This is a genomic window from Imperialibacter sp. EC-SDR9 (assembly GCF_902498805.1).
Lineage (GTDB): Bacteria > Bacteroidota > Bacteroidia > Cytophagales > Cyclobacteriaceae > Imperialibacter.
Genome location: NZ_LR701573.1, coordinates 318,552 through 333,994, shown reverse-complemented (window position 1 = coordinate 333,994; position 15,443 = coordinate 318,552). Strand labels below are relative to the sequence as shown.

General features: G+C 45.3%; 14 protein-coding genes. 5 read left to right on the top strand and 9 right to left on the bottom strand.

The genetic code is table 11. From position 1 onward, the window contains the following. Positions 1 to 209: 209 nt before the first annotated feature. The 5 genes from GC130_RS01485 to rpmH are packed head-to-tail and all read right to left on the bottom strand — an operon-like array spanning position 210 to position 3,683. Positions 210 to 719 (bottom strand): DUF2480 family protein, encoded by a 510-nt coding sequence (locus tag GC130_RS01485; RefSeq protein WP_151996463.1) that lies wholly within the window; start codon positions 717 to 719, stop codon positions 210 to 212. Positions 720 to 746: 27 nt separating this feature from the next. Further along, positions 747 to 1,433, bottom strand: a complete 687-nt coding sequence (gene tsaB, locus GC130_RS01480; protein WP_151996462.1) for a tRNA (adenosine(37)-N6)-threonylcarbamoyltransferase complex dimerization subunit type 1 TsaB — start codon at positions 1,431 to 1,433, stop codon at positions 747 to 749. Positions 1,434 to 1,435: 2 nt separating this feature from the next. Further along, positions 1,436 to 3,094, bottom strand: coding sequence for a S41 family peptidase (locus tag GC130_RS01475; protein WP_151996461.1), 1,659 nt, complete (start codon positions 3,092 to 3,094; stop codon positions 1,436 to 1,438). 7 nt (positions 3,095 to 3,101) lie between these two features. After that, on the bottom strand, positions 3,102 to 3,509 hold the full coding sequence (gene rnpA, locus GC130_RS01470) for a ribonuclease P protein component (RefSeq protein ID WP_151996460.1): 408 nt from the start codon (positions 3,507 to 3,509) through the stop codon (positions 3,102 to 3,104). 15 nt (positions 3,510 to 3,524) lie between these two features. Beyond that, positions 3,525 to 3,683: a 50S ribosomal protein L34 gene (gene rpmH, locus GC130_RS01465; RefSeq protein WP_151996459.1), complete on the bottom strand. Its 159-nt coding sequence runs from the start codon at positions 3,681 to 3,683 to the stop codon at positions 3,525 to 3,527. Between the two features lie 147 nt (positions 3,684 to 3,830). Here rpmH and GC130_RS01460 point away from each other — a divergent pair, with 147 nt between their 5' ends. Then, positions 3,831 to 5,531: a M61 family metallopeptidase gene (locus GC130_RS01460; RefSeq protein ID WP_151996458.1), complete on the top strand. Its 1,701-nt coding sequence runs from the start codon at positions 3,831 to 3,833 to the stop codon at positions 5,529 to 5,531. 1 nt (position 5,532) lies between these two features. On the opposite strand, the gene GC130_RS01455 is transcribed toward GC130_RS01460, so the two are convergent. Both GC130_RS01455 and GC130_RS01450 read right to left on the bottom strand, forming a co-directional pair. Further along, positions 5,533 to 6,531, bottom strand: a complete 999-nt coding sequence (locus GC130_RS01455; protein ID WP_151996457.1) for an adenosine kinase — start codon at positions 6,529 to 6,531, stop codon at positions 5,533 to 5,535. A 52-nt stretch (positions 6,532 to 6,583) separates the two neighbouring features. Further along, positions 6,584 to 7,465: a glycerophosphodiester phosphodiesterase family protein gene (locus tag GC130_RS01450; RefSeq protein ID WP_151996483.1), complete on the bottom strand. Its 882-nt coding sequence runs from the start codon at positions 7,463 to 7,465 to the stop codon at positions 6,584 to 6,586. 170 nt (positions 7,466 to 7,635) lie between these two features. On the opposite strand from GC130_RS01450, the gene GC130_RS01445 reads away from it, so the two are divergent. Then, positions 7,636 to 8,115 (top strand): LEA type 2 family protein, encoded by a 480-nt coding sequence (locus GC130_RS01445; RefSeq protein ID WP_151996456.1) that lies wholly within the window; start codon positions 7,636 to 7,638, stop codon positions 8,113 to 8,115. Between the two features lie 61 nt (positions 8,116 to 8,176). Here the strand turns inward: GC130_RS01445 and GC130_RS01440 are convergent, their stop codons facing one another. Then, a complete protein-coding gene (locus GC130_RS01440; RefSeq protein WP_151996455.1) occupies positions 8,177 to 9,241 on the bottom strand; it encodes a metallophosphoesterase in 1,065 nt (354 codons plus the stop codon). Between the two features lie 228 nt (positions 9,242 to 9,469). Here GC130_RS01440 and GC130_RS01435 point away from each other — a divergent pair, with 228 nt between their 5' ends. Further along, positions 9,470 to 13,033 (top strand): caspase family protein, encoded by a 3,564-nt coding sequence (locus GC130_RS01435; protein ID WP_151996454.1) that lies wholly within the window; start codon positions 9,470 to 9,472, stop codon positions 13,031 to 13,033. Positions 13,034 to 13,039: 6 nt separating this feature from the next. On the opposite strand, the gene GC130_RS01430 is transcribed toward GC130_RS01435, so the two are convergent. Further along, positions 13,040 to 13,267: a hypothetical protein gene (locus tag GC130_RS01430; RefSeq protein WP_151996453.1), complete on the bottom strand. Its 228-nt coding sequence runs from the start codon at positions 13,265 to 13,267 to the stop codon at positions 13,040 to 13,042. A gap of 331 nt (positions 13,268 to 13,598) precedes the next feature. On the opposite strand from GC130_RS01430, the gene GC130_RS01425 reads away from it, so the two are divergent. Both GC130_RS01425 and GC130_RS01420 read left to right on the top strand, forming a co-directional pair. Next, entirely contained in the window at positions 13,599 to 14,318 is a 720-nt protein-coding gene (locus tag GC130_RS01425; protein WP_151996452.1) for an orotidine 5'-phosphate decarboxylase / HUMPS family protein, read from the top strand. A gap of 89 nt (positions 14,319 to 14,407) precedes the next feature. Continuing rightward, on the top strand, positions 14,408 to 15,442 hold the full coding sequence (locus tag GC130_RS01420; RefSeq protein ID WP_193217725.1) for a zinc-binding dehydrogenase: 1,035 nt from the start codon (positions 14,408 to 14,410) through the stop codon (positions 15,440 to 15,442). The last annotated feature ends 1 nt before the right edge of the window (position 15,443 follow it).

The window sequence follows — 15,443 nt, the reverse complement described above, 5'->3', positions numbered from 1 at the left end:
CCGCCTCGTTGCCACCTCTTTCTTTGGCCGTGCCTCTGAAAGCGGATGCAAAGGTAATCACTTCTTTTCCCTAAATCCAAAAATTATTTTATAAATATTTTTTGAAGGAATAGAACAGTAGGTCAGTAAACTTTTTGAGGGCGTTTCCCTCAAATGGGACTGCAAAAGTAGTGGACTGCTTTTAATATACAAGAGGCATGAGCAATTATTTATGATGTTTTTTTAAACACTGGCACCGTACTGCAAGGCTCTCCGTACATAAGACTTGAAACCCAGGGAATTAGCTTTTGCGTAGCTTCGAAAAAAGAAAAATCAGGGTCGACCAAATCGCTGCAACCTTTGATAATTACTTTGGCTCCATCGAAAGTTGACCAGTCTTTTTTCTCTAACTCTTGTAGGAATAACTTCTTTTCCAGCTCTTCAGGGGAGCCTTTCACACTGAGAGCAGCAATAGCATTTACCTTAGTGGCCACCAACATATAAGCCCATGTGGGTATAATCGCATCAGTTGAACAGTAAATAGCGACTGACTTACCCAGAAAGACTGACCAATCAAATTCCTTAATGGCAAGTCTAAAGTCTTTTTCTCTAAGGATCATTCCCTGAAAAAGATAATCCTTCAAATCAAAAACTGCTCTTTCTCCCTTAGGGATAAACTCCGCCAGGTCGAGAGATATTAAAGAACTGCTTGCAACTCTATTAATAATTGGTTGTTCCATGGGAAAATACTCTGAACTATTCGAACACTAGCTGACGGATTTTGGTTTGGTTGCTCTGAATTCTTTTAAATAAAATGGCTCGAAGTACGCCAGGTCTTTATAAGATTTGGACAGTAGCTGTTCATATGCCAACTCTCCCATGGCCTTCGCAGAAGGCACTAGGTTGGATATAAAAACGGCGTTGACATTTTTACCGATCAGTTTTTTACACTTATCGGAGCCATTCCCAAAAAACCAAACCTCCTGTTTGTCAAGGTATTCTGAAAATGAATTCTCATCTATTATGTGTGGCGAAGTTTCTTGTTCAACTCGTCCCGTCGAATTAACTACACAAGCATACACTTCCATTCGTCTGGCATCTATCATTGGGCACAATAAAGCGTCTTTCGTATTAAACTTATTCACCTCTGCTGCCATGGCTTGCAGCGTGTTAACAGCCAGTAGCGGAACTTGTAATGCGTAACACAAGCCTTTTGCAATAGAGGTGCCTATCCGAAGGCCAGTGTATGAGCCAGGGCCTTCAGAGACGGCGATGGCCGTCAGATCAGCCTTGCTGAGAGACAACCCGTGCAAAGTAGTATCAATAATAGAAGGCAACAGGTTTGAGTGTGACTTGTCTATTCTGTATTCCTGATATCCCAACAACTGCTTGTCGGCAAAAACCGCCACAGAACAAACCGTCGTGGCTGTCTCCAAACATAAAATTACGGACATGTTTAGTTGGTTGGATTTAAAAGCTCACTATACCTCCCCTCAGCTCGGAAAAGCTTTACAGCCTCGAGAATATCGGGATCATAGCTGAAAGAAGATTCGATAATGCCTGCCTCGAAGTAGTAGCGACTTAATATCTCTTCTTCAAGCACGTCTTTTATCTCATCCTTGAAATGTTCTAAGTCTGAGCTCTTCATCTTATTCAACTGATTTCTCAGCTGCTGTATTTCATTTTCCAGCGGTGTGAGATACTGCTCCTTTTTAGCGGAAGCTTCAAACCCATCAAGTGACCTCTCCATGGCGCTTGAGTACTTCAAATCTCGTTTAGCAAGCCAGCTTTTAAAACTGGCAAATTCCTCATCCGACAATTTAAATGTGGCCGGAGACGGGATGGTCTTGTGCTCAAAATGATATTTGGTTGCATAGTCGAAGACATGATTGCCATTGACCAGGCCAAGAGTGACCGGCGCATACTCAATCACTTCTGCTGTAATGTCGGGATTAACGCCACCACCGTCGAAGACCACCCGACCTTTTGATGTTTTAAAAGCCACCATCAGCGAGTCAGGAATCTTTGCCACGCTTCCGTCTGGGTTTCTATGGGCATAGTCGATCGCCTGAATGCATCGACCGCTTGGGATATAGTATTTGGCTGTAGTAATTTTTAATTGGGAATTGTAGGCCAGGGGCCTGGTGGCCTGAACGAGCCCCTTTCCAAATGTTCTTCTCCCGACTAAAACACCTCTATCGTAGTCTTGAATAACACCTGCAACAATTTCCGCCGCCGAAGCACTGCCGCCGTTCACCAAAACAGCCAAGGGGATTTCGGTGTCAACTGCATCCTGATAGGCTTTGTAAGTTTTGTTCCAATCCTTCACTTTGCCTTTGGTGGTTACGATCTCCGATCCTTTTTTAACAAATACATTAGATACATTGATTGCTTCGTCGAGCAAACCACCTGGGTTTCCTCTTAGGTCCAACACAATATATTTTGCGCCGTGTTTTTTGAGATCAGTTAATGCGTTTCTTACTTCTTTGCCTGCGTCGGTGGTGAAGTCAGACAGCCGGATGTAGCCGATATCGGATTGAAAAAGGCCATAGAACGGGACGTTGTTGATGGTGATCTTTTCCCTGACAAGTGGCACGTCAAAAGCTTTTTCGACCCCGTATCTTTCAATTGTCAAAACAATGGGGGTATTAACAGGGCCTTTCAAAAGGTCACTGATATTGTCTGAATACTTCCCTACAATGTCTTTTCCATCAATTTTGATCACCTTGTCGCCTATTTGAAGGCCTGCCCGGTAGGCTGGAAAATCCTTAAAGGGCATAATGATGGTGCTATAGCCGTCCCTCTTCCCGACCAGTGCACCTATCCCGCCATACTGGCCCGTGGTGATGGTACGAAAATCGTCATACTCGTCTTCTGAAATAAAATCTGTGTAGGGGTCAAGTGAACTGAGCATAGCATTGATGCCACTTTTCACCATATCATCAGGGCTAACCTCATCAACATAGTAGGTATTCACCTCTTTAAAAAGTGTGGCAAAAATATCCAGACTCTTGGCTATCTGAAAATATTTGTCGTCTGGCTCAGTAAATGAAAGGCTAAAAACTCCTCCAATAACCAGCATCAACAAACTGCCTCTGATAATTCTTTGTTTCATAGACTTGCTATGTTTTTGCACTTTTTACATCATTCAAACGCTTCAACGCCGCAATAAGTTGACGCTCGATAAGTTGATAGGTGGCTTTTTCTTTACCAACGTAAATATAGGCGATTAAGAGGAAATTCTCCTGATCAGGCAGGGATCGGAGTGTATGCTTGTGCAGCCGGTAAGCTTCGAACATTCTGCGTCGAAGCAGGTTTCTGTCTACCGCTCTTTTAAAGTTCTTCTTCGAAACTGAAAAAAGAATTTGATTAACCCCTTCAGGAACAGGGGATTCCATATACTTGATAAGAAGGGGGTATAAAAAAAAAGAGGAACCTTTCTGGAAAAGTTCCTTAATACGCTTGTCTCTCTTTAACCTCTCCGACTTTGAAAAGGTAGCAGGTAGACTTTTATATTCCTGCTCCTTCATAAAAGCAGTGAAGATTTATTTCTTGTGGCGACGCTCGTCAGACACAGTCAGTCTTTTTCTTCCTTTGGCCCTTCTGGCAGCCAACACCCTACGACCATTAGCAGTCGACATTCTTTCTCTGAAGCCGTGCTTATTCTTTCTCTTTCTTACTGAGGGCTGAAATGTCCTTTTCATATCTATCTATTCTTCTTTGCCTAACTTAAAGTATCTTTCCGAGGCATACAATTGTAGTTCTTCAGAAAAATTACGGGCTGCAAAGTTAAAGAGCTTTTAATTAATTGCAAACAAGGAAGAGAAAGAATAGTTGGGAATTATTAAAAAATGATCAGATATATAGCTAGTTACAACAACCCGCTCAGCCACCTTATAAATATTGTTATGACTTTTGAGGCCAATACGGCCCAAAACGTGGAAGTTAGGCTGCCAACATGGAGGCCGGGCCGCTATGAGTTAGGGGATTTTGCAAAGAATATTTTACGTGTTTCAGCAAAAGGTTCGACGGATGGGCTTCTGCCCATGAGAAAGTTAAACAAGAGCAGTTGGTCATTGCTTGTAAATGTTAAGCAGTCCATTGAGATAAGCTATCAATACTATGCTTATAAAATGGATGCCGGCAGTTCATGGCTTCATGATGACCAGCTTTATGTAAACCCTGTCAACTGTTTGATGTATCTGCCCGATAGAATGACAGAGCCGGTTGAATTGCTTCTGGAACTCCCGGACCACTATGAAGTGGCCACTGGGTTGAAAAAAGAAGGCCACCGGCTGCTGGCTGAAAGCTTTTACGAATTGGCCGACAGCCCGTTTATTGCAAGCCCCTCCTTAACTCACCTGACCTATGAAGTTGACGGCATCACTTTTCATATCTGGCATCATGGATTGACGGATGTAAAACCGGCTCAAATGCTGGAGGACTTCCGAAAATTTACAACCACTCAATTGCGGCTTTTTGGTGACTTGCCGGTTACAGACTATCATTTTTTACTTCAATTTCTGCCCTACCCGGCCTATCATGGTGTGGAGCATGCCAATTCCACGGTCATTACTTTAGGGCCGTGCACCGGAGAGCACACTGCGAGCTTCTATGAAAAGCTACTCGGTATATCGTCGCACGAGCTTTTCCATGCATGGAACATTACCAGGATTCGCCCTGCAGAGCTTCAGCCGTATGACTTTTCGAAGGAGAATTATTTTGAGACTGGATATGTGGCGGAGGGCTTCACTACCTACTATGGCGACCTGATGTTGGCAAGGAGTGGCGTTTACGGCGAACAGTGGTATTTGAATGAGTTGAATAAACTTCTCAGCCGTCACTTTCAAAACTTTGGCAGGTTCAATCAATCGGTGGCGGAGTCGTCGTTTGATCTATGGCTGGACGGCTACCAGGCTGGTGTGCCTAACAGAAAGGTTTCGATTTATGTGAAGGGGGCCATCATTGCGCTTATGCTTGATTTCACCATCAGGATTTCCAGCAACGGCAAGTATTCGATGGACGACGTGATGCGGGCTCTTTGGGACGATTTTTATAAATCTAGAAAGCCCTACGAGAAAAACGATATTCAAAAGATTGCAGAAAAATTAGCCGCTCGCCCGCTGCAAGATTTTTTTGAAAAGTTTGTAGATGGAAATGAGATAATTGAAAATGAACTCGGCACTCTGGCTGACCAGTTTGGGCTGGCTCTGCAAAAGAAGCTACCTGACGCTCTTCACGAAAGGGAGCTGGGCTTCAAAGTGAGGGCTGATGCAGACAGGTTGGTGGTTTCTCATGTACATCCTGAAAGCGGAGCATTCGAAATGCTGTCAGTCGATGATGAGATTGTGAATGTGAACTCAGAAACTGACGTCGACAAAATGCTCGCTGTTTTTGCGGCCGATTCTACAATTAGAATCAAAAGATATGGTAGGACTATTGATCTTTCTATTCCGACTGGCGGGCCATTTTACGAAAGCTACTCTCTTGAAAAGAAAAAAGACCCAACGGCCGTTGAGTCTTCTCTTTTTAAGGGTTGGTTGATACGCTAAGCTATTCGAACAGGTGATTCATTATTTCCTTTACCTGGTGCCATTCTAACCGGGGGCCGTACTGCGAAACCACTTTCGACGAGGCCAAACTGGCCATTTTTCCGGCTTCGGCAATTGAGTGGCCATGTGTGATTCCATAAAGAAATGCGCCTGCGAACATATCGCCGGCACCTACAGTGTCCACGGCATTTACTTTGTATGGCTCGATATCAATGAAGGTATCTCCATCGAAAATCATGGCGCCGTTTTTGCCTTGCGTGATGGCGAATTTTTTTGCTGCCTTTTTTAATTCCTCCCGGGCATGGAGAATGTTGGTTTTGCCGGTGAAAAGCATGGCCTCCTCTTCGTTGCAAAAGAGCAGATCGACACTTGCGCCCACAACTTCTTCCATTTGAGTCTTGAAGTACTTTACCATGCTTGGGTCAGAGAAAGTCAACGCTACTTTCACTCCATTTTCTTCGGCAATTTTCTTGGCGTGTTTCATAGCGGCAAGGCCTGTCTCACTTGTCACCAGATAGCCTTCGATATAGAGGTACTGTGAGTCCTTTAAGGCTCTATCATCGATTTCGGCATTGGAAAAATTAGACGTGATCCCCAAAAATGTATTCATAGTCCGATCTGCATCCTCGGTCACCATTACCAGGCACTTTCCAGTGATTCCCTCCGGGGCTGTCGCATCAGTCAGGTTGGTATCGACGCCGTTTTTCCGAAGGTCTTCAAGGTAGAAGTGGCCAAATTTATCATTGGCAACTTTGCAGGCATAGTAGCATTTTCCGCCAAACTGACTTGTGCCGATAATGGTATTGGCTGCTGAGCCTCCACACTGCATCATGTTCTCGTCAAGGTGAAGTGCTTCAATAAGTTCATGTTGACGGGCTTCATCCACCAGCGTCATCAAGCCCTTTTCTACTTTATATTTTTCCAGAAAGCTATTATCAGCATCAAACACAATGTCCACCAAAGCATTCCCGATACCAAAAACGTCGTAAGTCTTTTTCATTTATATCAACAGCTATTTTTTACAGCGGGCAAAGGTAGTGAATACCTGATAATTATGAAGCTACCTGTTCGATCAGGTTAGGGTAGTCGGTGATAATGCCGTCCACACCCATTTTGATGAGCTCCTGCATTTCCTTCACCTCATTCACCGTCCAGGGGATTACCTGTAGGCCTTTGCCGTGTAGCAAAGTGACATCGTCCGGCGTCAATTTTTTGAAATAGCAGCTATAAACTGCCGGGATGAAGCCTAGCTGGCTAAGGTTTTCTTCGACGGACAGGTCATTCCCGATGAGCACAGAAAGTTTGACTTCAGGGTAGGTTTCATGAAAATAACGAAGTATCCGAAAATCAAATGACTGGATGGTCAATTTGTCGAAAGGCACCTTGCCGTTGATTTCAGCGTACACAAGTTCACAAAAAACGCTTGGTTCAGGGTGGTATATATGGTCTCCCTCCTCGTCTGACTTCAATTCGATATTGTAGAAAGGAATGTTGAGGCCTTTGTCATCGGCATATTGATCCACTGCTTTAAACACTTCCGACAACAGCGGCTTATTAACGCTCATCTTTTCCTGATCTGGAAACCCTGGGTGAAGCTTGCTGCCGCAGTCGAACATTGCGAGCTCATCACTTCTCATTTGATAAATATTCCATTTCATTTCAGACCCTTCCGCAATCGAGTTGCCTAAAGAGTCGGTGCAGAAAGTTGGGGACAGAAATGAATCGTGAGACACTACTACCATGTTGTCGGCCGTTATGACCACGTCCATCTCAAGTGTCTTGATATCGTATTCCATGGCCTTCAAAAAAGCCGGAATAGTATTCTCAGGCATTAGCCCTCTTGCACCCCGGTGGCCTTGCCAATCGAAAGATGGAACCTGAGGTGTGCATGAAAATAAAAAGGCTGCTAAACCAAAACATAAAATATTGCGCATCATTTTTGAGTAAGACCTTGTGGAAATGTTTGACATAAAGATTTCGACGAATTTGAACAGGTATAAACGGTTGAGGAAGAATAGCGTTATTCCGACTGACCTTCTTCGAATTTGAAAATGAATTAGATAGCCGAAAAATAATCTTTTAATTTGAGCCACGAAACGGAACTATGAGAAAAGCCCTGGTAAATAATTTAATATTTTGTTCAATCTTTTTTTTGGGCTGGAGTTGCAAGCAAGCAGAACCCGCTGAGCTGATCAGGTTCCAAAAGCTCACTTTCGGCCCCGTTGTCAACAACGAAACACAAGTTAGAGGGGAAGCACTGTTATACAACCCGAACTCTTTTGGTGTAAGCATTAAAGAAATTCAGCTACAGATCGAAATTGAGTCGACTAAGGTGGCCTCTTTAAGGGAGGTTAAAGTAGTAAAGGCGGGTGCAAAAAAGGAATTTGTAGTCCCATTTCAGGGCATACTGGTCATGGCTGATATCCAGAGAATTGTTGAAAAAGATGGCTTGGCCTATTTGCTGGGCAAAAAAGTGCCCTTGCAATTTACCGGCGAAATTAAAACAAGCATCGCAGGCTGGTCGTCGAGATATCCTGTGAATGTGAAAGAAGAAGTAAGCCTCAGTAAATTGCTGTCAAGATAGATGGATTGGCAACTGCGGCCAGCAAAACAACCTTCCGCTTTTCATTCCTGGCATTTCGCCATTAAGACAAAACCTTGATCCGGGTGAAGATATAATCCAAGTCTTCTTTGTTAATGACCATTCTGTAAAAATCCGTGTCTTCGAGCTGCTCCGGATTGTAGCCAGTTTGTCTCAGGTATTTTTCGGTTGCTTTTTTATCGAACCAATGAATAAGAGAAATGGATCCATTCTCAATCTCGAGGCAGGTGATGCCACGCTTCCCGATGACTGTGCCTGAATTAAAAAGAACGGGAATGTGAAAAATGGAATGATACAGGTTGCCTATTTCCAGAATGGGGAGCTTCTTGCTGTAAATAGATTTCAACTCCCTTTTATAGGCCTTAATGCTCTTCAGAATCACAGACTCCTCCCCCTCCTTCAGTCCAACAAGCTCCCTGCATAGCTGCTCTATTTTGTACTTGAGTCTTTCCGCTTTTGACAGTGATTCAAACAGCGGGCGATGCGTGTGACCAATCACAGAAGCAATCTTATTGAAGACTGAGTAATTATAAACCCGCCTTTCAATTTTGTATTGCTTTCGGCTGTCGTGCGCCACAGAGAAGTTTTTGATTCGAAGCGGGTTGGCTATGTATTTCAGCGTAAAGCCAATAAGCCTGTTGCTTTTCTGATATTTTTTGGAAGCCTGGTGGCCGTGAAAAATAAAGATCGGATTATCTTTATACATCAGCTTAACCGACTCGTACAGTTCGTATTGGAACGGCTGCTCCGGTTCGGTTACCAGCGTGAGGTCATGGTTGCCGACAGTTTTTATGAGCAAGTTGTTCCTATTTATTTCATCAAAGAGCTCATAAACTTCCGCCCATTGCTTTGCTATTTTCTTAAGAGAAAATCTTTGAAGCTCCTCTACATCTCCATTCAAAACCATGGAGAAACCTTTAGGGATATAGTAGTCCTTTACCGACTGAATGAAGAGGCTGGAATTGGGAAGAAAGTCGTCTTTGGAACTTCCGTCTCCCATATGTAGGTCGCTAAAAATGACAATCTTGCTCTTCTGGTCAATTGGAAACGACGGGGCTCTTTCGAACAATTCATCGAGGTTTCTGTAGACTAATTTGGCTTCGTTCATTTGGTTAGGTTGGGATGAAACAGGAAAGTAAAGGCCTTCTTTTCAAAACGAAGAAAAGTGCATTTTAAATAATTATTAACCGATTGTTATGTCTCTGGCGGTCATCCCCAAATTCGTTGTGGAATCTGAGATAGCTACCCTTTACAAGTTAAAAATAAAGCACAATACATTGCGGCATACTTTTAGCTAAATTGCATTATCAGGTCTTACTTTTTAAAACATACTGTCATGAGACTCCTCCTAAGTTTCCTATTTTTCTTGACTTCATTCGTTGCTGGGGCACAGCTCCCTAAGCTTATTGTGCCGATTGGCCACACCAACCCGGTGATTGGTTTGGAAACGGATCCCTCCAACACCTATCTGTACAGTATTGATGGTGGTTCGGACGTTACCGTTTGGGATATCCGGACAAAAACAGTCTTCACTTTTTTGGAAGGCCACAGTGGCGCCATTACGTCAATTAGTGCCTCAGCTGATGGGAAATATCTCGCTACAGCAGATGCGGCTGGCAAAATTGTGATCCGTCATCAGTCGGACTGGAAAATTTCAGGTATTGCCGATATAGAGGGAAATGTTACTCAAATTCAATTTGATGCAGAAGGAAAATTATTGGGTGCACTTACCACAACTGGCAGGCTATTGTTGATTACAGCCAACAAGCCTCAGGAAGCTTATACTGTTGAATTGAAGGAGAAGAAAATTACCAGCTTCACCTGGAACGCTGCAGGCAAGCTTGCTCTCGGTTGCGCTGATGGCACTTTGGGCATGCGCCAACAGGGTGGTGAGGTAGCTACCATTGTCACCAATTCGGCGAAAGCGGTAACGGGCATTGTGCCAGGAGCAGAAGAAGATTCCTGGGTTTATGTGACAGGAGACGGCGAAGTGACCAATTTTCAAAACGGCAAAACCATCTCCCAAGCCATGTCACCTCTACCAAGAATTATCAGTATGCATGCATCGAAAGATTTGCTGGTATTAACCGGAAGAGGCAGCGCCAGGAACCTCCACTTTTATCCGCTGTCCGGTGGTGAAGAAGCCTCTGACAAAATACAAATCCCAACAGCTTTACTCGAACAATCAGGCAGTGCCATCGGGCTACAAACAGCGATCTTTTCGGCCAATGGGAGAGAACTATTTCTACCTGACTACCAAGGGGGCATTCACGCCTATGACCTGACCACCGGAAAGTACAATGGTGCCTTTGTCGGCCTAGCTTCCAAAATCCTTTCTCTGGCGATTAATAAAAGCGGCACGCAGCTGGCAGTCGGCAGAAACGATGGCGTCGTCCTTTTCGACCTGACAGGCGCCACCGCTCCAAAACAGCTCAAAACTGCCTCTGCACCAGTTATCGGACTTGCTTTCGGAACCAACCAGTATCTGCTGGCTGGTGTGCAACAAAATGGAACAGTGTCTGCCTGGGACACCAAATATGACGCAGTAGTATATAGCAGAGCTACGGGTGAGCAACTGACCTACCCCTACCTGGAAGTGACGTCCGACGACCAGCGCATCATCAAAAAAGTAGACAATGGCACAGGCATTTTCTCAATTAAGAGCGGGAAGAAGCCCAAAGTAATCAAGCTGAAAGAAAGCTTTGACCAACGGCTAACGCCCGACGGGAAGCTGCTACTGGCTCAGGATGCCTCGGCCGGCATTACGTTCTATGATACTGAGAACTTCAAAAAACAAAATGCTATTAAAATTGAGGGGCTTCAATATTTCGAAGTAAGCGCCGACGGAAAATGGATTGGGGCCGTTGTTAAAAACAAAGGAACCAGCCTCCAGCTTATCGATATGGGCAGTGGTAAGGCGGTGAAAAAGATTGCCGTACCTGATGGCAAAACAATTACAAGGTTGAAGTTTGATCCGACCGGCAAACATCTTGTTACGCTCTCCAATGTGATCAGTAAGGGCAGCAGCCAGGGAGATTACAGTATCACTTTCTGGGATCTTGAAAAAGGTGCTGAAACTTTCCAACTCAAAGGCCATTCTGCAGCTGTTTCAGGGCTGGCATTCAGCAGCTCTGGAGAAGTGCTTTTTTCCTCTGGTTTCGATGGGCTGATCAAATGCTGGTCGTTGAGCGACAAGAAGGAGCTGGCAACCCTAACGCCTTTAAGTGCCGCTGACTGGGCGGTGGTGGCTGGCGATGGGTTGTTCGATGCTTCAAGAGAAGCTATTTCTCTTATGCATTATTCGGTTGGTAAGGAGTCCATTGCTCTGGAGCAAATGAAAGACAAATTTTATGAGCCTTACCTTTTACCAAAACTACTTGGCTTTCATACAGATCCCATCCGGCTATCTCCTAAGCTGGACGGCTTTGACCTTTACCCGGAAATCAAACTGTCACACCCTGAACAAAATGACGGTAAGCTGGGCATCAATCTGAATGACCAGGGAGGTGGTATCGGGCGAATTGTAATTTTTATCAATGGCAAGGAGGTGATTAATGAGTCGAGAGATGTGTCAACCACTACAGATGGTTTTGCCAGCTTCGACTACGGCATTGAAAACCACCCCTACATTAAAAAAGGAGGGCTTAACAAAATCACCGTAAAGGCATACAACGAGGATGGCTACCTATCGAGCCCTGAGAAGAGTGTGTACCTGATTGACGAGAACAAAGTTGGTGGTGCCACACCTCCTAAAGTATATGGCATAGTGGCGGGGGTTTCGGACTACCAGGGAAATGACATGGATTTGAAATACGCTGCGAAAGATGCCGAAGACTTTTATGGAGCCATAAAGCTGAGTTCTGAGAGTCGATTTGGAAAAGAGAATGTGAGCGTCAAATTGCTTTCAACGCTCCCAGGCCACGAAAAGCCCACAAAAGCGAACCTCGTTTCGGAGCTGGCAAAAATCAAAAATGTGGCTACGTCAAACGACTATCTCGTTGTTTATCTTTCGGGCCACGGTGTGGCCGATAAGGGAGAAGATGCTGACTTTTATTACTTAACAGCTGATGCTTCGAGCATGGAAGTCAATGGCAATAAAGAGAGAGCTAATTTTTCGCTATCAAGCAAAGAGATCGCCAAGCTGATTATGGAAGTGCCTACTATCCGGCAGGTGCTTATCATTGATGCCTGTCATTCGGGCCAGCTGGCACAGAACCTTTCGGGCAGCAGCTTCACCATGAGCTCCGAAGAAGCAAGAGCGCTTGAAACCCTGAAAGATCGGACAGGGCTCTATATCATTGCCGGGTCGGCTGCGGATGCAGTTAGTTACGAGGCTTCTGCTTTCGATCAGGGCCTCCTCACTTACTCCCTTTTATACGGAATGAAGGGGCCTGCCTTAAGAGAAGACCGATACATTGACATTATCAGCCTGTTCAACTTTGCTTCGCAAAAAGTACCCGAGCTGGCCTCAGAAATTGGCGGCATTCAAAAACCAGAAGTGAGAGTGCCTAACGACCTCAACACTTTCGACATTGGGGAACTCAACGGGGAGCAGCGAAAGCAAATTGCGTTGAAGGCCAACAGGCCAGCCGTGGCGGCGTCTCTTTTCCAAAACGAGGCATCGTTTATTGATGACTTACAGCTGGGTGAATTGATAGACCAGCGCTTAAAGAAACTTGAAGGTCAGAACAGCCAGGCGGGCGTGATGTTTGTTGACGTAAAAACGTTCCCGGAAGCTTATGTGATCAGGGGAAGGTATACCGAAGACGGAGAGAATATATCAGCAATCGGTGCAGTGTTTCAGGGCAAAAAGAAAATTGCTGATGTAGAGGCAACGTCAAAAGATGCTAGTCAATTAGCAGACATGATTATAGATAAGGCACAGCAGTCGATCAAATAGCAGCTACTAGTTGCAGATCACACAGGTACCTCCTTCGGCTCTTTCGCAATCGGTTTGCGTAGCATAGCAGGTACCGGCTCCGGCTTTTGACCATGGGCTTGCAGCTGTGCAACCAGTACAGGTAGGGTTTTCGTCGTCCAAACCACATGACACAAAAATAAGCGTACCTGCAATCAGTACACCCAGGCTGACTGATGAAAGAATGCGCTTTTGACTTAAAAGAAAGGCTTTCATATTATCGGTTGATTGTGCTAATATAGCTAAAGCCTAGAAATTTGTTCGTCACTTTTAAAAAGTGTTGTTTTTCTTCCTACAAAACCGTGTGGCACCTTTCCACATAATTTCAGGGATTTTCATGGAATTAGTTCCTAAATTATGACCTACCCTAATTTGCAACACCTATGAATTCTGCTTCGCTCCCAACAAGGCTTCGCCTCCACGCCTTTCTCCAATTCGCTGTGGTTTTAGCCGCCAAACCAAAAAAAGCACCTCCATCTTCAGGCCCCATTCAACCTTATTGAGATCGGCCAACCTTTCCAACCTCGACTACAACGAACATCCTTCTATGAAACCCATTGTACAAATCTCCCTTGATCTTACCGATATAGCCGAAGCACTCGAAACCGCTGCCATGGCACTGCGGGCAGGTGTCGACTGGCTGGAAGCGGGCACGCCGCTCATATTGGCTGAAGGGCTTCATGGAGTGAGAAAACTGAGGGAAGCCTTTCCCGGCACCCCAATAGTAGCTGACCTCAAAACCATGGATGGTGGCTATCTGGAAGCTGAGATGATGGCCAAAGCTGGTGCTACCCACGTGGTAGTAATGGCCAGGGCTCATGAAGAAACCATTAAATGCGTGGTGCAGGCTGGGAAAGACTTTGGTGTCAAAGTAATGGGCGACAACCTTGGCTGCCCTGATATGGTAGAGGGGGCGAAGTGGCTTGAAGACCTTGGTTGTGACTATGTTGTCCATCATATCGGTTATGATGAACGAAGAGGCATAGCGGCGGCAGGAAAAAGAATGCCTAGTCCGCTGGATCAACTACGAGAAGTCGTTGGGGCGGTAAGCATCCCGGTGCAAGCGGTGGGCGGATTAAGTTTGGAGCAAGCGATTCGGTGCCCTGAATTTGGAGCTCCGTTGGTTGTTTTGGGTGCTCCGTTGACAATTGACGCCGATGCCTTTAAAACAGCTGATGGCAATCTGGAAAGCTCACTGAGGCTGATTTGCGAGAAAGTGCACGGCTATGGGGAGGTAGAAATCAAAATTGCGGCCAATAGGCAATAACTGCAAAAGAAATACCATATCGAAAAAATGATCCGAGGCGTGTGGAGACACCCGCCTCAAACAAAACACACATCACAACAAATAAAATAATGGGAAGCATTAAATCTACAGCCGTAGTCAACTACTCAGAGGTAAAAGGCTCGGTAGAAATAAGGGAGGTTGAACAGCCTGTGATCGGAGAAGACGAAGTGCTGCTGGAAGTGGCGAATGTCGGTGTTTGTGGTAGCGATCTCCACCAGTGGACGTCGGATCATAGCTGGGCTGTTAACTACCCGGTAGTGCTGGGGCATGAGTTTGGTGGGCATATTGCTCAGGTGGGGAAAAGAGTAGCTGATTGGAAAGAAGGCGACAGGGTAGTGAGCGAAACTGCTGCGGTGATCGATCAAAACAATCCCATGTCAAGAAGGGGTTTTTACAACCTCGACCCTAATCGCAAGGGCTTTGGCTATGGTGTGAATGGCGCTATGACAAAGTATGTGAAGGTGCCGGCCCGTTGCCTGCACAATGTGCCTGCTCAGCTATCCTTCGAAGAGGCTTGCCTTACAGAACCTTGCTGCGTTGCCTACAATGCCGTAGTGGAAAACAGCCGAATCAAACCAGGCGACAGAGTGGTCGTAATTGGCCCAGGCACCATCGGTATTCTTTGCGCCGCTGTGGCTCAACTTTGTGGAGCTGAAGTAGCCATTATTGGGTTGGGGGCAGATAAAAAGAGGTTGGAAATTGCCAAAAAGTACGGTCTCCAAACAATTATTGGAGATGCCTCCGAATGGGCGAAAAAGGTCGACGGCATGGGAGTCGATTGTGTGGTGGATGCGGCTGGCGTCAGCGACTCTCTTCAAATCGCTCTTGATTTGGTGCGGCCTAAGGGTCAAATTACAAAAGTCGGCTGGGGGCCTACCCCACTTGGGTTCTCACTAGATCCTATTGTGCAAAAGAATGTAACACTACAGGGAAGCTTCAGCCACAACTGGCCTGTTTGGGAGCGGGTTATTGCCTTGCTGGCAAGCGGGTCGCTCAATGTAAAACCTATCATCGGTGGTGTGTGGCCCGTTACCGATTGGCTGGAAGCATTTGAAAAAATGCACCACCACGAAATTGTGAAAAGCGTTTTGAAACCTGTTTAAA